This is a genomic window from Actinoplanes sp. NPDC051475 (assembly GCF_040689425.1).
In the GTDB taxonomy this organism is placed as follows: domain Bacteria; phylum Actinomycetota; class Actinomycetes; order Mycobacteriales; family Micromonosporaceae; genus Actinoplanes.
This window is the reverse complement of sequence record NZ_JBFAZZ010000013.1, coordinates 220047-245620: the sequence shown is the minus strand read 5'-3', so window position 1 is coordinate 245620 and position 25574 is coordinate 220047. Positions and strand designations below refer to the sequence as shown.

The window sequence follows — 25574 nt, the reverse complement described above, 5'->3', positions numbered from 1 at the left end:
CCGCGATACCGTGGAGCCCGCGAGGCCGGGAACTCGCCGCCACGGGTTCCCGGCCTTTGATCATGTGTGTGAGGCTGTCCGGATGGAACCGCGCCTGCACGCCGTCGCCACCCCGGACGGGCTCACCCTCACCGTCGAGGAGTACGGCGCACCCGGCACTGCCGCCTCGATCGTCTTCCTGCCCGCCCTCGGCGTCCCGCTCGCCTACTACGGCAAGCTCTTCGCGGCCTGGACCGCCCGCGGCCGGCACGTGGTCGGCGTCGAGCTGCGGGGCATGCCGCAGAGCCCGGTCGGCAACCTGCGCAAGGAGTCCTTCGGGTACGCCCACCTGGTCCGGGTCGACCTGCCCGCGGTCTTCGCCGACCCGGCCGTCGCCTCCGCCGGCCGGGTGGTCCTGGTGGGACACAGCCTCGGCGGCCAGCTGGCCCTGCTCTCCGGGGCCGCCGGCACGGTACGCCCCGACGCCGTCGTCACCCTCGGCACCGGCACCAGTTCCACGGCCGCCCGGCGCAGCACCCTGGGCCGGGCCCGCCGCGCGGCCGGCGTACGTTTCGTCGGCGCGGTGACCTGCTCGCTCGGCTACTGGCCCGGTCACCGGCTCGGTTTCGCGGGCCGGCAACCGCGCACGCTGATCACCGACTGGGCGTACGAGGCCCGGCACGGCCGGTACCGGCTGCACGGCGACCGCACCGACTACGAGGCGGCGCTGGCCCGGATGGAGATACCCGTGCTGCTCGCCGGCATCGCGGGCGACCGGATGATTCCGACGGCCGCGGTGGACCACCTCGCCCGGCGACTGCCCCCGCACGTCGACCGGGCCCGCATCGAGGCCGTCCCCGACCACTTCCTGTGGGCCCGCCGCGCCCCGGGCCCGGTCATCGACGACGTCGAAGCATGGCTGGCCCGCCACCAGCTCTAGGAGCGATCGGGCTCAGCGGCGGGCGTAGAGGGCGAGGCGTACCCGGTTGGGGCTGTCGGTCTTGGCCATCAGGCTGGTGACGTGGGTCTTGACCGTCGTCACTCCGATGTGGAGCCGCTCGGCGATCTCGGTGTTCGACAGGCCCTCCGCCACCAGGTCCAGCACGTCGCGCTCCCGGGCGGTCAGGCCCGGGACCCGTTTCGGCTCCCCCACCCGGGCGTCGACGGCGCGGCGGACCAGCCGGCTCAGGACGTCCTGGCTGAACGGGCTGTCGCCGGATGCCGCGCGCCGGATCCCGTCCAGCAATTCCGCCGGGGGTGCGTCCTTGAGCAGGAAGCCGCACGCTCCCGCCGTCAGCGCCGGGTAGAGGTGGTCGTCGTCGCCGAACGTGGTCAGCACCACCACCCGGGCGGCGGGCCGCTCGGCCAGGATGCGGGCGGTGGCGGTGATGCCGTCGACCCCGGGCATGCGCAGGTCCATGACGATGACGTCGGGGGTCAGGCGGGCCGCCAGCGTGATCGCGTCGCGGCCGTTCCCGGCCTCGCCGGCCACCGTCAGGTCCGGTTCGGCCTCGCAGAGCATGCGCAGGCCGGCGCGGATGAGCGGCTGGTCGTCCACCAGCAGGACGCGGATCATCCGGCGCCGCCCGGCCGGTCGGCCGGAACCGTGGCCGGCAGCACGGTCTCGACCCGCCAGCCGCCGTCGTGCGGGCCGGCGGTCAGCCGGCCGCCCAGCACCTCGACCCGTTCGCGCATCCCGGTCAGCCCGTGCCCGCCGCCGGACGGCAGCGCCGGTGCGGTGCCGCCGCCGTCATCGCTCACCGACCAGAGCACGTCGCCGTCGACGAGGTCCACCCGCAGGCGGGCTCGGGCCGCCGGGCCCGCGTGCTTCGCGACGTTCGTCAGGGCCTCCTGGGTCAGGCGCAGCACCGCCATGCCGCGGACCGCGTCGAGGGTCGCGGCCCCGTCGCCGATCGCGCAGTCGACGGTCAGCCCCGCCTGCTCCGCCGTCGACACGGCCGCCGCCAGCGCCGTGGGCAGCGACGTCGGGTCGATCGCGGTGAGCGCCGCGTCCGTGCGTACCGTGGGATCCCGCAACACCGAGACCAGCTTGCGCAGGTCCGCCAGGGCCGCGGTGCCGGTGCGGTGGACGTCGTCGAAGACGTCCGCGACCCGGGGATCGACATCCGGCAGCACATGCCGGGCCACGCCCACCCGCAGCACCATCGAGGCGACGTGGTGGGCGACCACGTCGTGCAGCTCACGGGCGATAGCGCTGCGTTCGTCGGCGCGCGCCGCCCGGCTCTCCGACTCGCGCTGCTGGTGCTCGGCCGCGGCCTTGGCCTCGGCCTGGCGGCCCAGCTCGCGGGTGGTCCGGATGACCAGTCCCAGCAGGACCGGCAGGCCGATCATCGCGATCGCGCCGGAGAGCGGCGAGACCCACGAGGCCAAGTCGCGCGTATAGCCCGCGACGAGGTAGATGGCCGCCACGAGGCTTGCGCCACCCCAGATCAGCAGTGGGCGCGACGCCGCCATGGTCAGCTCGAACAGAGCCCAGCCGGTTCCCACCCGATGGATCGTCGGATCGTCGAGCATCGCGAACGCCACGGCCAGCAGGGCCGACTGGACGAGCAGATTCGGCAGGCGGTGGCGGTGCAGGGTGAGCGCGGCGGTGAACGCGAGCAGCGCGAGGAACCACTGCTGGCCGGTCGTCCGGCGGTCGCCCTCGGTGAACAGCAGGTAGCTGAGGCCGCTGAGGTCGAGCAGCAGCATCCGCACGAGCGTGTCGCGCGCGTCGAAGAGCCGGCCCACCCATCCCACGGGAACCACCCTAGGCGTCATGCGGCGAGTTCCAGCTCCGGCTGCCGGCGGCGGACCACGGTACGCGCGGCCAGCAGGGTCGCCCCGGCCAGCGCCCCGGCGGCGGCGAGGGTCACGGCGTCGGGCCGCAGCAGCGGCTGGCCGCGCAGGGCCTGCCAGGTGAGGAGCAGGGTGAGAAGACCGTACGCAGCGCCGCCGACCGCGAGGAGCCGCACCCGGGTGAGCGCGTCGAACCGGCGCCCCAGCAGCAGGGCGAGCAGCGGCAGCGCCTGCAAGGCGTGCAGTCCGACGAAGTGGCCGATGCGCAGGTCGCCGCCGACCGTGCTCCAGCCGAGAAGCGGAAGTCCCGGACCGCCGTCGGCCACGCCGACGCTGTGCCCGCCGGAGATGTCGGTTCGGCCCGGCGGGACCGCCGAGGACAGCGTCATGGGTACGGCGACCAGCATCCCGAGCATGGACAACCCGAGGCCCCACCGTACGGCGTGAGCGGCGACGCGGTCGGCGATCCGCGCCCGCAGCACGACGATCCCGACCACGAAATGACCGGCGACGAGCACCATGACCGCCGCGCCCATGACCTGCCAGAGTGCCGCGTCCAGCGGCGTGGCCTCGTTGAAGTGGCTGGTCCTGCCGCGCACGACCTGGGTCACGATGACGACCATCTCCAGCACGCTCGCCGCGACGACCACGGTGGCAGCCCACTCCGCGGCACGGCTGCGCCGGGGCAGCAGGGAGAGCATCCAGGCGAGGGTGGTGGCGTACAGGGCGAAGGACACGGCGAACTTGAACGGCTTGGCCCAGATCGGCATGCCGACCAGCACCCGGGGATCGGCGATGAGGCCGACCGCGGCGACCAGGGCGAGCGCCGCCATCGCGGCGGTGAAGACCATCAGGGGGCGGTGCAGGCGCGTCACGGATGTCATACCGCCGATGCTGTCCGGCGTCACGGCCGGAATCGTCCGCCCGCGGGCCCGTCCCCTCCTCCCTGGGTAGGAGCCGGGTGGCCATACTGGCGGGCGTGAACGAGGTCGTGTTCCCGCGCGGTACGGACGGTCGGCGCAGCAGTTCGGAGCTGGGCCGGCAGGTGGTGGCCGACGCGCTGCGCGCAGCGGACTTGGCGGCCGCCGGCGCCGCCGCGGCGGAACGTGACTGGCGCAAGGGCTACCTGCGCCACTTCCGGGCCCTGGTCGAGGCCGGAGACGGGTACGCCGTGGCAGCCGCCGGCCTGGCATCCGTGCACGAGCGGATGCGGGTGGAGCACGACGGTGACGACGTACCCCTGGCGGAGGTGTTCGACGCGGACCCGGCACCCCTCGGGACGGTGACCGTCGCCGGCGACGAGAAGCCGGAGCGGGAGCTGACGGTGCCGTACCGGGGTGAGACCCTTCGCGGGGACAGCCTGCACCGGCAGCTCGACAGGTGGGTCGCCGCCGGGACGATCGAGGCCTCCTGCGCGGAGATGGTCCGGGAGGTCGCCGCCAACCCGGGCTAGCTCGACCTCTCCGACCTGCGCCTGGTGGTGCTCGGCGCGGGCAGCGAGATGGGCCCGCTGCCGGCGGTGCTCGGGTGGGGCGGCACGGTCGTGGGCGTGGACCTCCCCCGGCCCGCCGTGTGGGCCAGGGTGGCCGCGACGGCCCGCCGCGGCGCCGGCACGCTCATCGCGCCCGGCGCCTCGATCGACACGGCCGGCGCCGACCTGCTCAGCGGGCTGCCCGAGGTCGAGCGGTGGCTGCTCGGCATCGAGGGGCGCCTGGTGCTCGGCAATTACGTGTACGCGCCCGGCGCGGCGTACGCCCGGCTCTCCGCGGCCGTGGACGCGCTGGCCGTACGCCTCACCGCAAAGCGCCCGGACACCGCCCTGGCCTTCCTCGCCACCCCGACCGACGTCTTCGCGGTGCCGGGCGACGCCGTCGGCCAGGCGACCGAGCGCTACCGCCGGCGCTCCCGGGCGGCCCGGCTCGCCCACCTGGTCTCCGCGGAACGGTTGCTGACACCCAACTATCCGCCGGGCGCCGACCCCGGCATCGCCGACAGCCTCGTCCCGCAGCAGGGCCCGAACTACGCCCTCGCCAAACGCATCCAACGGTGGCGGGCGTCGACGGCCCGGCGCGCCGGCACGACGGTGAGCTTCTCCGTCGCGCCGCCCACCCGGACGAGGTCCGTGACCAGCAACCGCCTCCTCGCGGCGGCGTACGCGGGAGCGCACTTGTTCGGGGTGGAGATCTTCGAACCGGCGACGAGCACCAAGCTGATGGCCGCGCTGCTCGTGCACCAGCTCCGCAATCCGCGTCCGGCCGCGGCGCAGGCCTGGCAGGACGAGACGGTCGGCGCCGCGCACGGCGGGCTGTGGCGGGTCGCCTACCAGCCGCGCAGCGCCCTCGGCCTGGCCGCCCTGCGGGGCCTGCCGGCCGCCGTCCGCTAGCCGATCGCGGGGTGGCCGAACAGCCCCGGAAGGCCCCCGCTGTGCAGGAACACCACCTTGCCGTCGGGCGGGGTCGCCCGCAGACCGGCGAGGGCGCGGCCGGTGTAGGTCGGGTCGAGGAAAAGCCCCTCCGTGCGAGCCGCGAGGATCAGGGCCGAGCGCACCGGGTCGGTCAGCGCCGCGTATCCCGCGCCGACGTGCGACTCGTCGATCTGCAGCTCCGCCGGGTCGGCCTTCGCCCCCATGCCGTCGAGCAGGGCGGCCACCGTGGCCCGGGGGTCGGGGAGGGCGCCGGTGTCCACGCCGTACACGCGGTGCGGGCCCAGGTGGGCCACCAGGCCGGCCATCGTGCCGCCCGAGCCCAGCGCGACCACCACCGTGGCGAAGTCCGGCAGTTGGGTCAGCAACTCGCGGGCGCAGTCGACGTACCCCAGCGCCGAGACCGGCGATGTGCCGCCGAACGGGATGACATAGCCGTCCTGCGCGGCCGCGACCTCGTCGAGCGGGTCGGCGCCGGCCCAGACCACCGACGCGCCCGCCATCTCGTCGAGGATCAGGTTGCCGCGCGCATTCGCCGGCGGCTCGCCGCGCAGCACGAGCGTGCACTGCAGGCCGAGCCGGGCGGCGGCCGCCGCGGTCAGCCGGGCATGGTTGGACTGCGCCGCCCCCGTGGTCACCAGCCGCGTCGCGCCCGCCCGCAGCGCCTCTGCGCAGGTGTACTGCAGCTTGCGCACCTTGTTGCCGCCACCGCCCAGCCCGGTGAGATCGTCGCGTTTGATCCACAACTCGTCGAGGCCCAGCGCCGCGGCGAGGCGCGGGGCCGGTTCCAGCGGGGTCGGCCAGCTGCCCAGGGGGATCGGGGTGACATCCACGGTGCCGAGCATAGGATGCCGGGCGTGGAACTGCGGGGTGTGCTCCTCGACCTGGACGGCACCCTGGTGGACCACGCGTCGGCCGCCGACGCCGGGCTGCGGGCCTGGCTGCCGAAGATCGGCCGGGCCGCGACCGACGCCGCGGTCGCCCGCTGGACGGCCCTCCAGGAACCGCACCTCGCGGCCTGGCGGGCGGGCACGATCAGTTTCGCGGAGCAGCGCCGTCGCCGGTTACGCGACTTCCTGGGTACGACCGCAGCAGACGCCGAGCTGGACGACATCTTCGCCGGCTACCTGCACCATTACGAGGCGGCCTGGCGCGCCTACGACGACGTTCCCGACGCGTTGCGGGCGATCGCCGAGGCGGGGCTGGCGACCGCGGTGCTGACCAACGGCTCCACCGTGCAGCAGCGCAAGAAGCTGGAGCGGACCGGTCTCGGCGGCCGGGTCGGACCGGTCTTCACGGTCGAGGACCTCGGCGCCGCGAAGCCGGATCCGGCGGCGTTCGCGCGGGCCTGCTCCCGCTGGGGTCTGGCGCCGGCCGAGGTGCTCAGCGTCGGCGACGACCACGCGTACGACGTGGCCGCCGCCCGGGCCGCGGGGCTGCGGGCCGCCCACCTGGACCGGCTCGGCACCGGACCGCCCGGCGAACCCACCCGCCTCATCACCCTGCGCGACCTCGGCCCGCTCCTGAACGCCACGTCGATCTAAGCTTCTCGATCATGGCGATGCAATCGGGCACAGTGCGGGTGGCGGTCCAGATCGCGCCGGAGCGGGCGGACTATGCCCGGATCCGGGAGGCGGCGAGCGAAGCGGACCGGCTCGGCGCCGACGCGATCTTCACCTGGGATCATTTCTTTCCGCTCGGCAAGGACCGGACCGGCAAGCATTTCGAGTGCTGGACGACGCTCGGCGCGTGGGCCGAGTCCACCGGACGTGCCGAGATCGGCGCCCTGGTCAGCTGTGTCGCGTACCGGAATCCCGACCTGCTCGCCGACATGGCTCGCACCGTCGACCACATCAGCGGCGGGCGGTTGATTCTCGGGCTCGGGGCCGGCTTTCGCGGGTGGGAGGCCGAGCAGTACGGCTACGACTTCGGTTCACCGGCCCAGCGCGTCGAGGACCTGCGGAACGCGTTGGACCGCATCGAGCGACGGCTGGCCGTGCTGAACCCGCAGCCCACGCGCAAGATTCCCGTACTGGTCGCCGCCGACGGGCCCAAGGCGCTGCGCTCGGTGGCCCGGTACGCGGACATCTGGCACACCTTCGCGAAGGGTGACGCACTCGGCGAGAAGGCGCGGCAGCTCGACGGCTACTGCCGGGAGCTGGGGCGGGACCCGGCCGAGATCGAGCGGTCGTCGTTCGTGGACGGCGACCCGTGGACCGTCGGACCGCAGCTTCGCGAGCACGGCGTCGGGATGTTCACCGTGCTCACCCACGGGCCGGACCACGACCTGGACGAGCTGCGCCGCTGGCTCACGTGGCGCGACGAGCAGAACGCCGGCCGGGCCGGCGCCCGAAGGTCTGCACGAGCAGGGTGAGCACGCCGGCGGCCACGATCGCGGCGACGTTGATCAGCAGCTGCAGCGCGGAGCCCGCGGCCTCGTTCGTCACCCCGTACGCCAGGGCGACGGCCGCGTTGGCCGCGGCCGGGACCGTGGTCACCGAGATCAGCACCCCGACCAGCGTGCCGGCCTTGGCCGAGGTCAGCGAGAGCATGCCGGCGATGCCGGCGAGGAAGCCGACGACCCAGCTGAGCGCATCCGGCTGCCAGATGAAGCTGGTCAGCGGCCGCTCGCTCAGCAGCATCGACTTCTCCACCAGGCCCAGCGCGTCGAGCAGCCGGGTGGTGGCCACGGTGGCCACCATGCCGGCGGCGAATCCCACGGTCAGCGCGATGAGCGCGTGGCGGACCAGGGTCCACCGGCGGCGCACGACCCCGACGCAGAGGGCGGCGAGCGGGCCGAACTCGGGACCGACGACCATCGCGCCGACGATGAGGATGGGCTGGTCCAGCAGGACGCCGATGCCGGCGATCGCCGTCGCGACGATCATGAACGTCAGGAAGGCGCCGGAGAGTTCGCTCTCGGCGGCCGTGGTGTGCTCGATCTCCTCCCACACCACCGCGTCGACGCCGAGGCCGGGGACGCGTTTCTCGGCCCGGGCGGCGGACGCGGAGAGGGTGGTGTCGACCCGTTCCAGCATGATCGAGCCGTCCCGTTCGATGCCCAGCTCGCGCAGCCGCTCGATGATGTCGCTCGCGCCCTCCCGGACGACGTCGCAGAGCACGAGGTCGCCGACCGGGTCCCGGGCCGTGCCCGCGAGCACGACCACGTGGGTGACCGCGTCGTCCGCGGTCAGCAGCTTTTCGACGGCCTCGGTGGTGGCCGGCGGCGAGATGATCCGGAGGTGCAGCACCCGGTCATCGAACCATCCGTCAGCCGTGGACGGGCCCGGAGGTGCCGGTCAGCCGCCCGCCGGTGCCGTTCCAGCGCAGCGCCACGATCTCGGCGGCCACGCTGACCGCGGTCTCCTCCGGGGTCCGGCCGCCGAGATCGAGCCCGATCGGCGACGAGAGCCGGGCCAGCTCGTCCTCCCCCAGTCCGGCCTCGCGCAGCCGCTTGAGCCGCTCGTCGTGGGTACGCCGCGAGCCCATCGCGCCCACGTACGCCACCGGCAGTCGTAGCGCCACCTCGAGCACCGGCACGTCGAACTTCGGGTCGTGGGTCAGGACGCACACCACCGTACGCCCGTCCAGCCGGCCCGCCGACGCCTCTGCCGCGAGGTGGCGGTGCGGCCAGTCCACCACCACCTCGTCGGCGCCGGGGAACCGTCCGGCGGTGGCGAACACCGGCCGGGCGTCGCAGACGGTGACCCGGTAGCCGAGGAAGGCGCCGATCCGGGCGACCGCGGCGGCGTGGTCGGTGGCGCCGAAGACGAGCATCCGCGCGGCCGGTGCGAAGGAGTGGACGAACACCGTCAGCCCGGTCCCCCGCCGCTGACCGTCCGGCCCGTAGTGCAGCAGCCCGGTACGCCCGGCGGCCAGCAGGCCCCGGCCGTCGTCGGTGGCGGCGTCGTCGATCCGGTCGCCGCCCAGCGAGCCGTGCCGCCCGTCCGGCGTGACCACGAGGTGCCGCCCGACCCGGTCCGGCGGACCCTCCACACAGGCCAGCAGGGCCACCGGCCGGTCGCCGTCCACCGCCTCAACGAGCATCGGGAGCTCCGGGAAGCCGGCCGGCTCGACGAAGAGCTCGATCGTGCCGCCGCAGGGCAGCCCCACCTCGAAGGCGTCGTCGTCGCTGACGCCGTACCGCGCGGTGCAGGCGGCGCCGGTCTCGGCCACCTCGCGGCACAGGTCGTGCACCGCGCCCTCGACGCATCCCCCGGAGACGCTGCCCACGGTGGTGCCGTCGGCGAGGACCAGCATCGACGCGCCGGGGCCGCGGGGCGCGCTGGACCAGGTCGCGGTCACGGTCGCCAGCGCGGCCGGCCGGCCCGCACGCCAGGCGCGCAGCAGCTCGCCGAGAACATCACGCACGGCCGGTCACCTCGGCACCAAGGTCACCGGGCACGTCGAGGTCGGTGTCGTCCGCGACGTCCCCGACCGGCACCACCCGGACCTCGGCGGCATGGTCGCGCAGGTACGAGCGGGCGCCGCGGTCGCCGGTCGCGGCGGCGGCCACCCCGTCCCAGTGGTCGCGGCCGAGCAGTACCGGGTGGGAGCGGCGGCCGGCGTACCCGCCCATGGCGAGCGCAGCGGGCGAGGCGAGGGCGGCGACCCGGCGTACCGCTGCGGCCGTGACGCCCGGCATGTCGACCAGCAGGACCACGGCCGCGGCGGCCGGCGTGCCGGCCAGCGCGGCGAGGCCGGCCCGCAGCGACGACGCCATGCCGGTCGCCCAGGCGGGGTTGTCGACGTACGCGAGGCCGGGAACCGCCGCACGGACCCGGGCGGCCTCGGCTCCCACCACGACGATCGTCCGGGCCAGGCCCGCCTCGGTCGCGACCGCGGCCGCGCGCTCGACGAGCAGGCTTCCCTGCCAGGGCACCAGCGCCTTGGGCATCCCGTACCGCTGCCCGGCGCCGGCGGCGAGGACCAGCCCGGCGATCTCCATGCCGGCGAGCCTAGCCCCGTGACGGCAACCCGACTCGTCGACAGCGCGGATTTGCCGGGTTGCCTACTGTCGGCGCATGAAGGCAGCAATTGTCGGTGCCGGGCCGACCGGGCTCTTCACCGCCATCGCGCTGGCCCGCCGCGGACACCCGGTGGCCGTGGTCGACCGGGATCCGGGACCCGCGGCGGACGGCAGCTGGCCGCGCCGCGGCGTCATGCAGTTCCACCATCCGCACGGCGTCCGCGAGCAGGTCCTCCAGGCGATCCGGGCGGAGATGCCGGAGGTCGAGGCGGCCCTCCTTGCGGCGGGCGCGGAGCGGTCCATCGTGCCGGCGGCCGACGGGCGCCCGGCGATGGCGGTCGGGCTGCGCTGCCGCCGAATGGTCTTCGAGCGGGTGCTGCGGGAGGCCGCAATCGCCGAGGCCGGCGTGACGATCGTCCAGGGCAGCGCCGAGGACGTGCTGCGTGCCCGCGGGCGGGCCGCCGGTCTGCGCGTCGACGGCGGGGAGCTGGCGGCCGACCTGGTGGTCAACGCCTCCGGCCGGGCCGGACGGATCACCGACGACCTGCGCGCCCCGGCCGAGGGCGGGGACTGCGGGATGTCCTATGTGTCCCGCCACTACGCGTTGCTGCCCGGCGCGGAACACGGGCCGGTCAACTCGCCGCTCGGGTTGATCACCCGGTTCCACGGCTTCCTCGCCGGGATGTTCCTCCAGGACAACCGGACCGTGTCGGTGTTCCTCGCGCGGCTCAGCTCCGACCGGGAACTCGCCGGGCTGCGCCACCAAGAGGCGTTCGACGCGGCCGTACGCGTCCTCCCGGGCATCGCCGAATGGACGGAGCCGGACCGGACCCGGCCGACGACGCCGGTGCTGGCCGGCGCCGGGCTGCACAACTCGTTCCGCGGCCAGCTCGACGCCGGTGGCAGGGTTCCCCTGCCCGGCCTGGTGCATCTCGGCGACGCGGTCTGCACCACCAATCCGACCGCCGGCCGGGGCATCGCGACGTCGCTCATGCAGGCCCGGCAGTTCGTCCGGACGCTGAAGGGCGACGTCGAGTCGGCGACCGTGGCCTTCGACGAGTGGTGCACCGGCCACATCCGGCCCTGGTTCGACGACCACGTGGCCTGGGACGCCGACGAGATCCGCCAGTGGGCCGGCGAGGATGTCGACCTGGACCGCCCGCTCACCTCCGGTCACGTCGTCGCCGCCGCGCAGGCCGATCCGTCGCTGATGCGGATCGTCGGGCCGTACCTGGCGATGAAGGCGCTGCCGGCGACGCTGGCCGAGGTGAAACCGCGGGCGCGGGAGATCTTCGCGGGCGGCTGGCGCCCGCCGGTGCCCGCGACACCGACCCGCGACGAGCTGGCGGCCCTGGTACGCCGGAGCACCGCACTCAAATGACGGGCACGCGGGAGCGCAACCGGCGCAGCATGCGGGCGTCCCCGAAGCCCACCGCCCGGGCGGCCGCCTCCACCGTGGCGCCGTGCCCGATGAGGTGTTCCGCCCGCTCCACCCGCAGCAGCTGCTGGTAGCGCAGCGGGGTCTGGCCGGTGGCCGCCTCGAACCGCCGGGTCAGGGTCCGCTCGCTCACCCCGGCCGCCGCGGCCAGCTCGGTCAGCGGCAACGGCTCGGTGAAGCCCGCGTCGATGCGGTCCTGCACCCGGTGCACCGCGTCGCTGAGGTGGGCCCGGTGCCGCAGCATGGCGCTGGACTGCTGCTCGTGGCCGTTGCGGCGGGCGTACACGACCATCTGGCGGGCGACCCGGGCGGCCACCGCCGGGCCGTGGGCGACGGCGATCAGGTGCAGGGCGAGGTCGATGCCGCTGGCGATGCCCGCGGACGTCACCACCCGGTCGTCCTCGACGTAGAGCACGTCGGGAATCAACTGCGCGCGCGGGTAGCGCCGGGCGAGCTCGTCCTGCACGTCGTGGTGGGTCGTGCAGCGCCGGCCGTCGAGCAGGCCGGCGCGGCCGAGGGCGTCGGCGCCCGCGCAGATGCTGGCGACCGTGCCGCCGGCGGCGTGGTGCGCGGCGATGCGGTCGAGCGTGCGGCGCTCGAGGTGGCCGCTTCCGGCCAGGTGCGGCGAGCGCCAGCCCGGCACCACCACCAGGTCGGCCGGCGTGAGCTCCGGCCAGCTGGTCTCGGCGCGCAGGCCGACGCCCTGGTGGGTGGCGACGTCGGGCTGGTCCGCGACGTAGGACAGCGGGTGGTCGTGCCCGACGTCGGCCGCGGTCGAGAACACCTGGGCGGGACCGGCGAGGTCCAGCAGGTGCAGCCCGGGCACGAGGACGAACACGACGCGGCTCACGATCCGGTCAGCTCCCCCGTCAGTTCGGCCACGGTGGCGATGGTAGCGAAGCGGCCGGCGAGGGCGTACTCCGTGCGGGACACCACGTCCTCGGCGGGCAGGGTGCGCGGGTCCGCGAGCAGCTCCTCGAGCGTCTGGTCCGCCGGGGCGTCCCAGTGCGGGATCGGGAAGGTGGCGGTGGCGTCGGTGACGAAGGTGACGGCGTACCCGAGGTCCGAGCCGACCCGGGTGGTGGTCTCGACGCATTGCTCCGTACGGATGCCGCAGACCGTCAGGTGACGCACGCCGCGGGCGGTCAGCAGCTGCTGCAGGTTGGTCGTGGTGAAGGCGTTGTGAGAGGTCTTCGTGATGATCGGCTCGCCGGCGCGCGGAGGGAGCTCGGCGAAGACGCGGACGTGGCCGCTCGCAGGATCGAAGACGCCGCCGCTGCCGGGTTCGGCGTGCAGCACCCACACCACCAGGTCGCCGGCGGTACGGGCGGCGTCGACGAGCCGCTGCACCCGCTCGGCGATCTCCGGGTTGCTGACGGCCTGCCACAGCGGGCGGGCGCGGAAGGACTCCTGGACGTCGATGACGATGAGCGCGTTGGTCATACCGGCAATCCTGCGTCACCGGCGGGCACCGGGGTAAGGCACGGACGCGTCCTGCACCGGAACGATCCGGTCAGCGGGACACGTCGGCGGCCGACGTCAGGGCCGCGAGGTCCGCCCGGGACGGCAGGCCCTCGCAGTCACCGGGAACTGTCACCGCGAACGCCCCCGCTGCGATGGCGGTCGCGAGCCGGGCGGCGGGTGCGGCGCCGGCCAGGCGGTCGGCGAGGTAGCCCGCGACGAAGGCGTCCCCCGCGCCGACCGGGTCGACCACGCTCACGGCCAGCGCCTCGACCGAGTGCCGTTCGCCGTCGATGAGGGCGGTGCAGCCGCGGGCGCCGTCCTTGACCACCACCTCGGCGGGGCCGAGCGCCGCCAGGCCGTCGACGGGCGGCCCGTCCACGAACAGCGCCGCCTCGTCCGGGCCGGCGAAGACGAGGTCGGCCCGGGAGACCAGGTCGCGCAGGACCGGCCCGGCGTCGAAGCGGGACCACAGCTTGGCCCGGTAGTTCACGTCCACCGACACCGCCACGCCCGCGGCCCGCGCGGTCTCCACGGCCTGGAAGACGGCCGCCCGGGCGGAGTCGCTCAGGGCCGGCGTGATGCCGGTGACGTGCACGATCGCCGCCGAGCGCAGGGCGTCGACCGGGATGTCGGAGGGCGCGAGCCGGGAGCCGGCGCTGCCCGCCCGGTGGTAGTCGACGTGCAGCAGGGAGCCGGTCCGGCGGTGCTTCACCATGAGGCCGGTGAACGACGGGTCGCGGATGACCACGGCGTCGACGCCCTCCGCGCGCAGCCGGCGGGCGATCAGGTCGCCGGTCGCGTCGGGGCCGACCCGGCCGATCCACGTCGCCGGCAGGCCGAGGCGGGCGACGCCGATCGCGACGTTGCTCTCCGCTCCGCCGATGCCGAAGCCGAAGCCGCGCGCGTACTCGAGCGGGCCGATGCTGTCGGCGGAGACCAGGCCCATGGTCTCGCCGAAGGTGAGCAGGCCGGTCATGAGCGCGCGTACGCGACCGCGTCAGCCGCCCGCCGCGCCCGGTCGGCGAGCTGGGCGAGGCTGCCCCCGGAGGCGGCGTCCCCGAGCAGCGGACCGCCCAGCCCGACCGCCGCGGCACCGGCCGCAAGCCAGGTGGTCACGTCGGCTATCTCGATGCCGCCGGTCGGCATGATGCGTACGCCGGGCAGCGGCCCGTGCAGGTCCTTGAGGTATCGGGGTCCCACCGCCGAGGCAGGGAACAGCTTGATCAGCGGCGCACCCGTACGCGAGGCGGCGAAGATCTCGCTCGGGGTGAACGCGCCCGGGTAGACCGGCACGTCGTACCCCTCGAGACCGGGCACGGCGACCGGCGAGACGAGGAAGGCGGCGCCGGCGTCGATGCTCGCCTTGGCGTCGTCGGCGCTGAGGACCGTGCCCGCGCCGACCACGACGTGCCCGGGCAGCTGGCGGCGCAGTCCGGCGATGGCCTCGAGCGCGCCCCGGGAGGTCAGGGTCACCTCGAGCGCGGTGATGCCGGCCCCGACCAGCACGTCGCTGACCGCCGAGAACGCGTCCGCGGTCGGCGCCCGCAGGACCGCCACGACGCCGCTGCGCACCACCGCTTCCGTGACCGACAAGTCCGACATGGACGCCTCCCCACGAGTTCCACCACCTGACCCGATGATCGCGCGCCGCGGCCGGGCTCAGCCAGTGACGCTCGACTCCTGGGACGCCGGGCCGCGCCGCATGTACGACCGGCGCGATCGCGGCGGCTGCTCGGCCGGCGGGGGCGGCGGCGACGCCTCGATGCCCAGTTCCTCCCGGATGGCGGCCTCCAGCTGCTGCATCACCAGCGGCACGTGCCCGAGCATCTCGCGCACCGACTTGGCCGGATCCACGCCCGGCGGCGGGGTCGGGCGCTCCCCGTACAGCTTCTCCAGCAGCAGGTGCACGGCCAGGGCGGCGCTGCGTACCTGCCCCGAGGCCAGCAGGCGCACCTCCATCAGCGCCGGGCCCACGTCGTCCAGATAGGCGAACGGTCCGGGCAGCGGGCGGCCCGCGTCCAGCGCGGCACGAGCCCTGTACGTCGCCCGCTCGAACTGGGTCAGCAACGCCACGTACGCGTCCCGGCGCTCGGCGTACCACCGCCGGGTCCGCTTGGCGCGGCGGCGCAGATAGTTGTCGCGGGCCGACACGAGAACCGTCACACCCGCCCCGACCAGGGCGAACACGGCGGCGATGAGGGGCAGGCCCCACCACGGGATCTCAGACACCCGACAACCGTAGCGATGCCCCGCCCGCGGGGCCCGGGCCTGCCCCAGATCGTGACCGGGCGTCCGCCGGATGCATCCGCTCGGCGGGTCGCTTCCGCTCTCTCCACGGTACGGGCGGTGTCCGGCGCCGCCTCGACCCGGCGACGACGGCGCCGGTCCGGGCCGTTGGGCCGCCTCCGGCATGGCGGCGAGCCACGGTCACCGCGAGGCGCTCCGCGACGGCCCTTACGGGCGCGTCCCCGCCGGGCCGCGTCGGCCGGGTAGAGCCCGGCCGCGGGCAACGCGGCGCCGAGCAGCGTGAGGGCCTCGCAGCGGTGGCGCGCTACGGCGCGCTTGCACCGGACGCACCCGCCGCCGCTGTGCCCAGAGCACCGTCCAGAGTGCGCCTGGACCAGCCGACAGCCGACAGATAGGTGCTGACCATGTTCTCGATGCCGACCATTCTGAGCGCGGCGGCCGGCTCTCCTTGCTCGTACGCACGCACCACGGAAAGAACCTGCCCCAAGTCGCCGATGCCGTCCGTCAGAGCTTCAGCGACCGCGGCGGAGAGCGGCAGCTGCGAGATGAGATCGCCGGTCGACTCGGCCAGCAGGTCGGCGATTCCGGACAGCAGACCGACCGTGAAAGCGGCGCCGCCGGCGATTCCTGCGTCTTCTGCGACGAGTTGACACAACCGAGCCCTGATCATGGTCGCCATCAGTTGTTCCTCGGTGGCTTCGGTGAGATCGCTGAACAGCATCAGCGTCACCCATTGCCGCAGGGTGTCCGTGCCGAGCAGCACGGCCGCGTCGCGCACGGAGGACACCCGGGCGCTCAGCCCGGACGCGGCCGCGTTCGTCGCCTGCAACAGTCGATAGGTGATCGCAGGGTCACGGCTGATCAAGGTCACGACCTCGTCGAGATCCTGCTCGGTCGCGCTGAGGGCGGCGATCAATTGCAGGCGACCGATCCGTGTCGGCGACAGTGAGGCCTTCGACAGGATGTGCGGGCGTCCCAGTACGTGCCCCTGGAAGAATTCGAATCCCAACTCCATTGCGCCCTGCAGTTGGTCCTCCGTCTCGAGCCGCTCGGCGATCAACTGCAGGTGGGGGAACTCGCGGCAGCGCCGGACCGTCTCGGCCGCCTCGGTCGCGTCGGAGTCCAACATGTCGATCTTGACGTAGGTGACCAGATCGAGTAAGCGCTCACTTTCCGTGCCCCGCACGAAGTCGTCCAACGCGAGAGTGAAACCTCTGTCGACCAGCGATTGGACCCCGGCGACGACAGTGTCGTCCACGTGAACCGTTTCGATGATCTCGAGTACGGCTTGGTTGGCGTCGAACGGAACCGGTAGGTCGCCGACGAGAAACTCCCGGGTGACGTTGACGAAGCAGGCCTTCGAGCCCGCCAGCTCGGCCAGACCGAACTCGGTGAACGCGGCGATGATCACCCGGCTTGTCGCCTGCGCGGATCGTTGTGATGCGTTCTCGGCGTCCGAGGCGTCGCGGAACAGCAACTCGTAGGCGATCACGTCACCGGAGCGATCGTAGATCGGTTGACGGCCCACATGGACGAACCGGATCTCGTCACCGTTGGCGGCAGCCGAACTTGTCATACCATCGACGGTATGCCCAAGACCCCCCTCCGGGCCGGGCTACCGAAATCTCTACGCTTCTGTGGGACGTTGGTGCAGGACCCGACGCGGCACCGCCAGACCTGCGGCAGGATGCAGCGCAGGTGGTGATTCTTCTCGTTGGCGGCGGGACCACTTATCCCGGTCGGCTGCATCGCCGGCAACCTACGCGGTCCGGGTGCCGACCGGAGCGGGGGCGGTCGTCGGCCTCGGCGAGCTGTGCTCCGGGCCGGAGGTCATGGCGGCGAGCAGTTGGTCAATGGCTTCGGGAGTCATCGGGCGGTGGAACAGGAACCCCTGTGCCAGGTGGCAGTTCATGTGCTGAAGGAGGGCTGCCTGCTGGGGAGTCTCGACGCCTTCGGCGATGGTGCTCAGCCGCAGGTTCTCGCTGAGGTGCAGGATCGCCCGGATGAACGCGTGGTCCTCCGGGCCGGGGGCGCTGCCGCCGTCGGAGTGGACGAACGAGCGGTCGATCTTGAGGATGTCGACGGGCAGGTGCCGCAGGTACGAGAGCGATGCATAGCCGGTGCCGAAGTCGTCGATGGCGATGCGGATCCCGTGGTCGCGGAGTAATTGCAGGCAGGTGTGCACGTCGGTCGCCGCGGAGCCGGTCACCGCGACCAGCGCGGTCTCGGTGATCTCAAGGATCAGGGCGGTCGGCGGCAGCCCGCCGGCCGACAGCGCGTCGAGTACCGTCTCGGCGAACCCGGGGTCGGGCAGCTGGTGGCCTGAGACGTTGACCGACAGACTCAGACCGAAACGGTGATGCCACTCGGCGGCCTGAGCAATGGCGTGGCGCAATACCCATGCGCCGATCGGGATGATCAGCCCGCTGTCCTCGGCTGCCGGGATGAACTCGTCGGGCGGGACGCTGGTGCCGTCGGGCTTGGTCCAGCGCAGCAGCGCCTCCAGGGAGCGCACCTCGGCGGTGCGCGAGTCGACCACCGGCTGGTAGTGCACGCGGAACTCGCCATCGGTCAGGGCGCGGCGCAGGTCGTCCACGAGCCGGGCCGTGTCCAGCCGGTTGCTGCGCAGCTCGACGTCGAAGGCGGCGACCCGGTTACGGCCGTCGGCCTTCGCCGCACGCAGGGCCACCCCGGCGTCGCGCAGCGCCTCGGCGGCGGTCAGCGGCGTATCCATCACGCGGTATCCGACGCTGGCGGTGACGACGACCTCGCGGTCGCCCTGCGCGTACGGGATACGGCTGGCCGCGACGATCCGTGCGGCGCGCAGCGCGGGATCGGTGGCCGCCGGGTCCTCCAGCAGCAGCGCGAATTCGTCAGCGCCGACCCGGGCCAGGCTGTCGGACTCGCTGAGCAGACCCAGCAGCCGCGCCGACAGTTCGACGAGCACCTGGTCGCCGATCTCGTGGCCGAGCGTGTCGTTGAGGTCGGCGAAGCCGTCCAGGCCCACCAGCAGCAACGCCGGCGATCCGGTGACCGGGCGGCGGGCCAGCGCCCGCTCCAGCCGCTCGAGCAGCAGCGCACGGTTGGGCAGTCCGGTGAGCGGGTCGTGCAGCGCCCGGTGGGTGAGTTGCCGCTGCAGCATCTCCTGGTCGCGCAGGGCCCTCGTCAGCTCGCCGGCCTGCCGGTCCAGCATGGCCGCCCGGCGTTGGGCGACTCGGGCCAGCATCCCGAGCCGCACCACGAGCAGGGTGGAGATGATGGCGCCCAGCAGTGTCGGCACGAGCGTGTCGTACCAGGCGGTGCTCGCGGCGTAACGGTGGGCGAAACGTACGCCGGTGACGACGGCGAGTGGACACAGGAAAGCGAGACCGGCGAAGGCCAGCAGCCGGCCGGGGCGGGCGCCGCGGGTGGCCCGGCGGACCCGGCCGAGGCTTGCGGCCGAAGGGTGCAGCGAGGCGGCGCCGAACAGCAGGGCCCAAGTGAGCCACAGGGCGTTGTCGAGATTGCTCACCGAGATGTAGCCGTCCAGCCCGACCCGCGCGAAGTACACGACGTCGCCGGCGAGCAGTGCGAACATCGAACCGGTCAGCAGCCCGCTGGCCGGGCGCCGGGAGCCGGTCGTGAAGATCAGCCGGGCCAGGCCGGTGAGGACCAGCAGATCGCACACCGCATATGCCGACCAGATGCCCACCATGGCGGAGCTTGCGCCGGGCTGGTGCAGGAACGGCTGCATCACCACGGTCCACCAGATCGCCGCGACGCCGGCGGTGACCACTCCGGCGTCGATCAACTCGGCCACCGTCCACGCCCAGGAGCGCCGCGGCACGATCACCGTCAGCCCGGCGATCAGCAGCGCGTACATCAGGAAGTAGACCCCGTCCACGACGGACCCGAAGACGGCCTGACCGCCAACCTCGAAACCGATCGCGAACATGGTGTTGGCCAGCACCGACACTGCCAGCGCGGCGATCAGCAACCACCATCCGGCGGCACGTGCGGGCCGGTGTCGCCGCACCCCGACAATCGCGGCCATCACGCCCGATCCCATGACGAGGGCGAAGACCACGATGCCGGCGACGCGCGGGCAGAACAGGAACACCAGCACGCCGAGGATGCCCACGAGAAGGTACGCCGCCCACGTGCCGGGACCCATCAGCCGCTGCCCGGATCCACCCAGGGGTGGCGGCGCCACAGACCATTCCATTCAGAACCGCCTTCGACGCGCTCCCGAGCCGAGCAGCTCATGGCCGTTCGACCATCAAACCGTCGGCATGGTGCGGTTCTGGACCATTCCGGTTGCAGGTCGGTATCCGCCGACAACGCCACGCTGAGCCTCAGACAGGCTGGGGGCCCGGCCGTCCTCGGCGGGCGCTCAGCCGGTGATGGTGTTCCACGAGTAGCCGAGCAGCGCGAACGCAGCCCCCAGCAGCGCGAGGGAAACCCCGCGCGTGCCGATCGGCAGCGCGGCGAGCACGAGCAGGATGACGGCGATCACGTAGAAGAGTCCCTGGATCGACATGGAGAGCCTCGATTCATTCTCGGGTTGTCACGGCGGCGCCGCACATACCCGGAGATCGAGATCTTTCAAACCACCGGCAGCGTCAGCGCTGACGGATGGGCCGGGCCGTGGTGCACGGTCGTCATCGTGGCGACCATGCGGGTGGCGGTCGCGAGCGGCTCGCCCGTGCCGTAATTGCGAGCGAACCGGGGATGTGCGCCGCCGCTGATCTGCAGGCGGATGCGGTGCCCGGCGGCGAACCGGTGTCCCGCCGCGCCGAGCGGGACGTGCACGACGTCCTCGTCGGAGTGGTCGGGGGTGAGCCGGGCGAAGCCGTCGCACACGTTCACCGAGCGGCCCTGCGGGTCCACGTCGCACAGGCGCACGAACAGGTCGAAATGGCCCGTACTGCCGGTCGCGTACAGGTCTGCTGCGGGCGTACCCATGATGTCGAGGGCCTCGGGCAACGGCCCGGTCGTGAAGGTCCGGACGTCCGCACGCGCCTCCAGGCGGCGGTTGTCCCGGGCGCCGGCCGTGCGGGACTGCAGCTGGCCGGCGAACGACGGCGTGGGATCGCGCGGGTCGTAGGCGAAGCTCGTCGCGCCGTCGGCGAGCTCACCGAGACCGCCCTCCGGACGGAGGTGGAACCGCGCAGGAGTGCTGGGCGGCGGCCATTCCGGCAGCTCGCGCCACTCGCCGGCGATGTGCACGCGAACCTTCGTGGTCCGCTCGCCCCGGCCCGACAGGTGCACCCGCAGGTGCTCCAGCGAATCGGCGAGCACCTCGGCGCGGCCCCGCTCGAACAGCGACGTGTGGGTCCACGGCCCGATCATCAGGGTGGGTTCGCGGCCGGCGCGGCGCAGCCGGTGGTACTGCTGGAGGGTCTGGCCGAGGGCGAGGTCGTGCCAGCCCGTGACCAGGCTGACGGGCACGGTCATCCGGTCGGCCGCCGGCCCGGCGTCGGCACCGGCCCAGAACAGATCGTCCGGGTACGGGTGGCCGACCCAGTCCTCGAACTCCTGCCGCCGGCCCCCGAGTGCCCGGCGGTAGGAGTCGAGGAGCGGCACCGCGCGTACGGCGTGCCGCAGGTGCCGGGCGAGCCGCAGCAGGGCCCGCGTGTAAGCGACCGCCCCGGCCGACTGGTGGAAGAAGGCCGCGCCGCTGATCAGGCACATCTCCAGCCGCAGCGTGCACTGCCGGTCCGGATGGAAGCCGTCGTAGAAGTCGTGCGCCGGCACCTGGAGGACGGCGGCCCGCCACTCGGGCGGCGGGTCCAGCCCGAGCGCCCACTGCACGTAGCCGAGGTAGCTCGGGCCGATCGTGGCGAAGGCGCCGGGGAACCACTCCTGCTTGCGCAGCCACTCGACGGTCGCCTGCCCGTCGGCCGCCTCGTGACGCCACAGGTGGAACTCGCCGCCCGAGCCGCCGGTGCCGCGGGTGCTCTGAAGCAGCACGCGGAAGCCCTGGGCGGCGTACTCCGCGCCGTACAGCGAGTTCCAGGGGAAGCCGCGGCCGTACGCGCTGCGCACCAGCAGGACCGGGCACGGCTCGTCGGTCACCGGCGCGTAGTGGTCGGTGATCAGCGGGCTGCCGTCCGCGGCGGGCACCTCGAGACCCGGTTGCCACTCGACGTCATAGCGGGCGGCCGCCCGTGCGCGGCGGCGCATCATTCGCAGGAAGAATGGCAGTTGCTCCATCACCCGACCCCTTTCCCGTACGATGTACTGGAAATGGTATCCCACATCGGAGGGACGCAGTGCCCCGTGGCCGCCCGCCCGCGCGGACCCGTACCGAAGTCGTCGCCGCGGCCGTCGCCATAGCCGACGCGGAGGGCCTGGACGCGCTCACCATGCGGCGCCTCGCCGCCGAGCTGGGCGCCGGCCCGATGTCGCTCTACACGTACGTGCGGGACAAGGAGGAGCTGGTCGACCTGATGGTGGACCACGTCAGCGACTACGACGGCCCGCCGGCGCCCACCCTGCTGCACCTTGCGACCTGGCAGCGCGACCTCATGCTGCGCCACCCGTGGCTGCCCACCGCGGTTCCCGGCCGGAGCCTGCAAGGACCGAACATGCTGGGCTTCCTCGAACGAGGCCTGGCGGCACTGGCCGGCACCGGGCTGCCCGGCCCGGCGAAGATGGAGATCCTCGCCCTGGTCACCGGCTTCGTCGTCGGCTACGTGACGCACGAGCTCGCCCAGGCCCGCGCCGGCGTCACCGCCCCGGAACAGGTGGCGGCGCAGGTCGACCGGCTGCGAGCCGCGATCGCGACCGGCGCCTACCCCGAGCTGGCCGCGGTGCTGGCCGAGGGCGGATCCGAGGCCCCGCCGTCGTTCGAGGACGTCGCCGCACGCATGATCACCGGACTCGTCGGGTAGGCCCCGGCGCTGTGGACCCCGATCTTCTTCGGCTTCGGGCTCGCGCTCGCGACCGCGCTGAACGCGGCGATCTGGCGGGCCGACTGACCGCGGAGGCATGCGCGTCATCCTGCGGCAGCACGCCTGAGAGCCCGCTGAGCCTCACCCGAGCTTCGCGAGGAACCGGCCCAGGTGCGGGTCGAACCGGCGTGGGTCCGCCGCCGTGATCTCGGCCCGGGTCCACCAGCGAACAGCCGCGAACTCGCCCTCGTCGGCCGCGAGCCCTGTGTCCCGGGTCAGCTCGGCGGCGTACCAGAGGCTCACGTCCGTGTGCCCGGCGTCCACTCCCACCGTTCTGGTCACCCGGCGGCAGCCAGAGCCGGGCGTTGCGGTGATCGACCAGCAGGACGTCGCCGGTGGACGGGTCCATCGGGACCACGTACGACACCAGGTGCCGCGGCGGCGTGGCCGGCTTCGCCCGGCGGTACGTCGTCCGTGTGGGCGAGCCAGTCCAAGGTGTCCGCGATGTGCGCGGCCTCGAGGTCGTCGTGGGGCCGGAGCCTGGACACGATCCGGTGCAGAAGCGCGATCACCGGCCGATGATGCCAGGCGCCGGCCCCCGGACGTCAGGAGCGCACGCAGATGTCGAAGGGGTGGCCGGCCGGGTCGAGCAGGACGCGCCAGCGGTCCGGCTGGGGTTGGTCTTCCGGCTTGGTCGCGCCCAGGGCCAGCGCCTCTTCCTCCGCCTTGTCCAGGTCGTCGACGTAGAAGTCGAGGTGGTAGCGCTTCGGTGCGGTCTCCTGCGGCCAGCCCGGGGCCGAGTAACCCGGCACCCGCCCGAAGCCGATGCTGGTGGAGCCGTCGCCGATCATGGCGTAGTCGGCGTCGGTGTGCAGGACGTCCCAGCCGAGGACCCGGGAGTAGAAGTCGGCCAGGGCCGCGGGGTCGGTGGCATCCAGGTTGATCATTGCCAGTGTGGCGAAGCCGGGCATGGTGGTCCTCTTCTCGATGCGAATGCGTCACCGGTGATCCTGCCCCGAGAAGCTGACAACCTCTGTCAGGTACGCCGAGACGCAAGCCAGGCCGCCACCTGGGCGCGGGACGTGAAGCCGAGCTTGCTGAGGATGTTCTCGACGTGACCCTCCGCCGTGCGCTGGGCCACCACCAGGCGCGCGGCGATCTCGCGGTTGGTCAGGCCCTCCGCGACCAGCGTCGCGACCTCTTGCTCGCGGCGGGTGAGGCCGAGGTCGCCGAGCCGGGCCGGTTCCGCCGCCGTGGTGGGTGCCGTACGCGGCGCCGGAATCCTTTCCAGGGCCAGCGACACCGCTTCGGCGGTCGGCAGGGCGGTGCCGCGGCCGTACGCCGCCTCGAACGCCCGGTCGCCGAGGCGGGCCCGGACCTGGGAGGTCGCCTCGTCGTGGAAGTCGTGCAGGCTGCGGAACGACGACAGCGACGCGTGCATCGCCCGCCACATGCGGTCCGAGGCGCCGAGCAGCTGCGCCGCGCGCTGGTCGCGGCGTTCGCTGCCCGCCACCCAGCCCAGTGCCTCCAGCGAGAGGCCCACCGTGAACTGCTCGTCCTCGACGATCGTGCCGATCTCCAGGCTCTCCTTCGCGGCGTCGGCGGCACCCCTGTTGTCGCCCGCGCGCCAGCGGAGCACGCTCAACGCCCAGAGCGCGAACGAGCGCCACCACACCTCGCCGTTGGCCGCTGCCAGCTCCTGGCAGGCTGCCAGGTCGGCGTACCCGTCGGAGGGTGATGCCGAGGCGAGGCCGCGGGCGAGGCCCAGGACGGCCAGGCACCACAACTCGCCGCTGCGCGCGTCCAGGGCGCGGAAGCCCGTGAGCGCCTGCTCGAAGAGCGGCAGCGCCGCCGCGTGGTCGCCGGCGAACATCGCGATGTTCCCCTCGATCACCGGAATGAAGGCCTGCTCCGGCGACGGCGGCAGGGTGGCGGCGAGGTCCTTGGCGTCGGTCAGCAGCGCCGAGGCCCGGCCGCGGTCGCCCTGTACGCAGGCGATCCAGGAGGCCACCCGCAGCGCACGGACGCGGGTCCAGTGCGCAGGTGGGGGCATCGCCAGGGCGCGGTCCAGCCAGTGCCGCCCCTCGGACAGGAAGCCGCGGACGAACCAGTGGTTCTGCAGGTCGGCGGCGAAGCGCAGGGCCACCTCCGGCGGGTCGGAGCTGACCGCGTACTCCAGGGCGATGCGCAGGTTGGCCTGCTCGTGGCGCAGCCGCTGCATCATCGCCGCCTGGTCGGGGCTCGCCCAGTGCACGTCGCCGTAGTGCGCCAGCTCCGCGAACCAGTCGCAGTGCCGCTGCGCCACGTCGTGCTGCTCGCCGGCCTCGGCGAGGCGGGCGGCGCCGTACTCGCGGACCACCTCGAGCATCTTGTAGCGGGCTCGCGGGCCGTCGCCGACGCGGAAGATCACGGACTTGTCCACGAGGGACGCGAGAAGGTCCAGGATCGACTCGGCCTCCAGCGGCGGGGCGGCGCACACCTGCTCCGCCGCGTCCAGCTCGAAGCCGCCGGAGAACACGGACAGCCGCGACCAGAGCCGGCGCTCCGGGCCGCTGCACAGGTCCCAGCTCCAGTCGACGAGAGCGCGCAGGGTCTGCTGCCGCGCGGGGGCGTTGCGGGCTCCGCTGGTCAGCAGCCGGTAACGGTCGGTCAGCCGCTCGAGGATCTGGTCGAGGGACAGCACCCGCAGCCGCGCCACGGCCAGCTCGATGGCCAGCGGCATCCCCTCCAGCGCCTGGCAGAGCGCGGTGACCGTGGCGCAGTTGGCGTCGGTCACCTCGAAGCCCGGCAGCACCGCGGTCGCCCGCTCCACCAGCAGGCTCGCCGCCTCGTACCGGGCCAGGTCGGCCGGGGTGCACTCGAGGTCGGCCTCCGGCACCGACAGCGGCTGCACGGTCAGCGTCGCCTCGCCGGCGATCCGCAGCGCCTGCCGGCTCGTCACCAGGATGCGCAGGCGAGGGCAGGCGCGCAGCAGCGTCTCGGCGAGATCCGCGCAGGCCGCCACGAGGTGCTCGCAGTTGTCGAGGATGAGCAGGGCCTGCCGGTCGGCCAGAAAGGTCGCCAGCCCCGGCGCGTCCGGGCTGACCGACTCCTCGCGCACGCCCAGCGCCTCGGCGACCGTCACCGCGACCAGATCCCGGTCGCGCAGCTCGGCCAGCTCGGCGAACCACACCCCGTCGGCGAACGCGCGGCGCATCTCGAGCCCGACGTGCTGGGCCAACCGGGTCTTGCCCACGCCGCCGGCGCCGGTCAGCGTGACCAGGCGGCTGGTGGAGAGCATCCGCCGCACGCCGGTCATCTCGTGCCGCCGGCCCACGAAGCTGGTCACTTCGGCCGGCAGGTTGCCGAGGGAACCGCGCGCGCTCGTGGCGGTGCTCATAC

Annotated in this window: 26 protein-coding genes; 7 read left to right on the top strand and 19 right to left on the bottom strand. The window is 73.5% G+C overall.

All coding sequences use genetic code 11. The features are described 5' to 3' along the window. Positions 1-82: 82 nt before the first annotated feature. Complete coding sequence (locus AB0368_RS26350) at positions 83-919, top strand: alpha/beta fold hydrolase (RefSeq protein WP_366156638.1); 837 nt, start codon at positions 83-85, stop codon at positions 917-919. A gap of 12 nt (positions 920-931) precedes the next feature. Here the strand turns inward: AB0368_RS26350 and AB0368_RS26345 are convergent, their stop codons facing one another. The 3 genes from AB0368_RS26345 to AB0368_RS26335 are packed head-to-tail and all read right to left on the bottom strand — an operon-like array spanning position 932 to position 3662. Further along, a complete protein-coding gene (locus AB0368_RS26345; RefSeq protein WP_366156637.1) occupies positions 932-1555 on the bottom strand; it encodes a response regulator transcription factor in 624 nt (207 codons plus the stop codon). After that, entirely contained in the window at positions 1552-2739 is a 1188-nt protein-coding gene (locus tag AB0368_RS26340) for a histidine kinase (protein WP_366156636.1), read from the bottom strand. The genes AB0368_RS26345 and AB0368_RS26340 overlap by 4 nt, the downstream gene beginning before the upstream one ends. A gap of 17 nt (positions 2740-2756) precedes the next feature. Beyond that, positions 2757-3662, bottom strand: a complete 906-nt coding sequence (locus AB0368_RS26335) for a hypothetical protein (protein WP_366156635.1) — start codon at positions 3660-3662, stop codon at positions 2757-2759. 95 nt (positions 3663-3757) lie between these two features. On the opposite strand from AB0368_RS26335, the gene AB0368_RS26330 reads away from it, so the two are divergent. Both AB0368_RS26330 and AB0368_RS26325 read left to right on the top strand, forming a co-directional pair. Then, positions 3758-4231, top strand: a complete 474-nt coding sequence (locus tag AB0368_RS26330) for a hypothetical protein (RefSeq protein WP_366156634.1) — start codon at positions 3758-3760, stop codon at positions 4229-4231. Between the two features lie 24 nt (positions 4232-4255). Continuing rightward, positions 4256-5161 carry a hypothetical protein gene (locus AB0368_RS26325; protein WP_366156633.1) on the top strand — a complete coding sequence of 302 codons (906 nt, stop codon included), beginning with the start codon at positions 4256-4258 and terminating at the stop codon, positions 5159-5161. Here AB0368_RS26325 and AB0368_RS26320 read toward each other — a convergent pair. Beyond that, positions 5158-6033, bottom strand: a complete 876-nt coding sequence (locus AB0368_RS26320; protein WP_366156632.1) for a pyridoxal-phosphate dependent enzyme — start codon at positions 6031-6033, stop codon at positions 5158-5160. The genes AB0368_RS26325 and AB0368_RS26320 overlap by 4 nt on opposite strands. Before the next feature lie 24 nt (positions 6034-6057). Here AB0368_RS26320 and AB0368_RS26315 point away from each other — a divergent pair, with 24 nt between their 5' ends. Together AB0368_RS26315 and AB0368_RS26310 are read left to right on the top strand one after the other, a co-directional pair. Further along, on the top strand, positions 6058-6744 hold the full coding sequence (locus tag AB0368_RS26315) for an HAD family hydrolase (protein WP_366156631.1): 687 nt from the start codon (positions 6058-6060) through the stop codon (positions 6742-6744). Between the two features lie 11 nt (positions 6745-6755). Then, entirely contained in the window at positions 6756-7574 is an 819-nt protein-coding gene (locus tag AB0368_RS26310) for an LLM class F420-dependent oxidoreductase (RefSeq protein ID WP_366156630.1), read from the top strand. Here AB0368_RS26310 and AB0368_RS26305 read toward each other — a convergent pair. Genes AB0368_RS26305 through AB0368_RS26295 form a run of 3 tightly spaced genes read right to left on the bottom strand, consistent with a single transcriptional unit; the run spans position 7510 to position 10148 of the window. Further along, positions 7510-8451: a DUF389 domain-containing protein gene (locus AB0368_RS26305; protein WP_366156629.1), complete on the bottom strand. Its 942-nt coding sequence runs from the start codon at positions 8449-8451 to the stop codon at positions 7510-7512. The genes AB0368_RS26310 and AB0368_RS26305 overlap by 65 nt on opposite strands. 19 nt (positions 8452-8470) lie before the next feature. Continuing rightward, entirely contained in the window at positions 8471-9571 is a 1101-nt protein-coding gene (locus tag AB0368_RS26300; protein WP_366156628.1) for an XdhC/CoxI family protein, read from the bottom strand. Next, entirely contained in the window at positions 9564-10148 is a 585-nt protein-coding gene (locus AB0368_RS26295) for a nucleotidyltransferase family protein (RefSeq protein ID WP_366156627.1), read from the bottom strand. Before AB0368_RS26295 ends, AB0368_RS26300 begins: the two co-directional genes overlap by 8 nt. A gap of 76 nt (positions 10149-10224) precedes the next feature. On the opposite strand from AB0368_RS26295, the gene AB0368_RS26290 reads away from it, so the two are divergent. Further along, the gene (locus tag AB0368_RS26290) at positions 10225-11550 is read left to right on the top strand and encodes an FAD-dependent oxidoreductase (protein WP_366156626.1); all 1326 of its coding nucleotides are present in this window, start codon (positions 10225-10227) and stop codon (positions 11548-11550) included. On the opposite strand, the gene AB0368_RS26285 is transcribed toward AB0368_RS26290, so the two are convergent. From AB0368_RS26285 to AB0368_RS26245, 9 genes are all read right to left on the bottom strand, one after another. Continuing rightward, positions 11543-12457, bottom strand: a complete 915-nt coding sequence (locus AB0368_RS26285) for a DJ-1/PfpI family protein (RefSeq protein WP_366156625.1) — start codon at positions 12455-12457, stop codon at positions 11543-11545. The two genes, AB0368_RS26290 and AB0368_RS26285, sit on opposite strands and share 8 nt — an antisense overlap. Then, positions 12454-13050 carry a cysteine hydrolase family protein gene (locus AB0368_RS26280; protein WP_366156624.1) on the bottom strand — a complete coding sequence of 199 codons (597 nt, stop codon included), beginning with the start codon at positions 13048-13050 and terminating at the stop codon, positions 12454-12456. The genes AB0368_RS26285 and AB0368_RS26280 overlap by 4 nt, the downstream gene beginning before the upstream one ends. Before the next feature lie 70 nt (positions 13051-13120). Continuing rightward, positions 13121-14047 (bottom strand): sugar kinase, encoded by a 927-nt coding sequence (locus AB0368_RS26275; RefSeq protein ID WP_366156623.1) that lies wholly within the window; start codon positions 14045-14047, stop codon positions 13121-13123. Further along, positions 14044-14673 (bottom strand): bifunctional 4-hydroxy-2-oxoglutarate aldolase/2-dehydro-3-deoxy-phosphogluconate aldolase, encoded by a 630-nt coding sequence (locus AB0368_RS26270; RefSeq protein ID WP_366156622.1) that lies wholly within the window; start codon positions 14671-14673, stop codon positions 14044-14046. Before AB0368_RS26270 ends, AB0368_RS26275 begins: the two co-directional genes overlap by 4 nt. Positions 14674-14730: 57 nt before the next feature. After that, complete coding sequence (locus AB0368_RS26265) at positions 14731-15300, bottom strand: hypothetical protein (RefSeq protein ID WP_366156621.1); 570 nt, start codon at positions 15298-15300, stop codon at positions 14731-14733. A gap of 322 nt (positions 15301-15622) precedes the next feature. Further along, positions 15623-16894: an HDOD domain-containing protein gene (locus AB0368_RS26260; protein ID WP_366156620.1), complete on the bottom strand. Its 1272-nt coding sequence runs from the start codon at positions 16892-16894 to the stop codon at positions 15623-15625. Positions 16895-17077: 183 nt separating this feature from the next. Beyond that, on the bottom strand, positions 17078-19522 hold the full coding sequence (locus AB0368_RS26255; protein ID WP_366156619.1) for a bifunctional diguanylate cyclase/phosphodiesterase: 2445 nt from the start codon (positions 19520-19522) through the stop codon (positions 17078-17080). Positions 19523-19690: 168 nt separating this feature from the next. Then, positions 19691-19837 (bottom strand): hypothetical protein, encoded by a 147-nt coding sequence (locus AB0368_RS26250; protein WP_366156618.1) that lies wholly within the window; start codon positions 19835-19837, stop codon positions 19691-19693. A 65-nt stretch (positions 19838-19902) separates the two neighbouring features. Beyond that, positions 19903-21513, bottom strand: a complete 1611-nt coding sequence (locus tag AB0368_RS26245) for a CocE/NonD family hydrolase (protein ID WP_366156617.1) — start codon at positions 21511-21513, stop codon at positions 19903-19905. A gap of 59 nt (positions 21514-21572) precedes the next feature. Here AB0368_RS26245 and AB0368_RS26240 point away from each other — a divergent pair, with 59 nt between their 5' ends. Beyond that, entirely contained in the window at positions 21573-22193 is a 621-nt protein-coding gene (locus AB0368_RS26240) for a TetR/AcrR family transcriptional regulator (protein ID WP_366156616.1), read from the top strand. A gap of 141 nt (positions 22194-22334) precedes the next feature. On the opposite strand, the gene AB0368_RS26235 is transcribed toward AB0368_RS26240, so the two are convergent. The 3 genes from AB0368_RS26235 to AB0368_RS26225 form a co-directional block, all read right to left on the bottom strand. Beyond that, entirely contained in the window at positions 22335-22535 is a 201-nt protein-coding gene (locus AB0368_RS26235) for a hypothetical protein (protein WP_366156615.1), read from the bottom strand. 263 nt (positions 22536-22798) lie between these two features. Beyond that, positions 22799-23164, bottom strand: coding sequence for a VOC family protein (locus AB0368_RS26230; RefSeq protein WP_366156614.1), 366 nt, complete (start codon positions 23162-23164; stop codon positions 22799-22801). 65 nt (positions 23165-23229) lie between these two features. Beyond that, a complete protein-coding gene (locus AB0368_RS26225) occupies positions 23230-25572 on the bottom strand; it encodes a LuxR C-terminal-related transcriptional regulator (protein ID WP_366156613.1) in 2343 nt (780 codons plus the stop codon). Positions 25573-25574 lie beyond the last annotated feature (2 nt).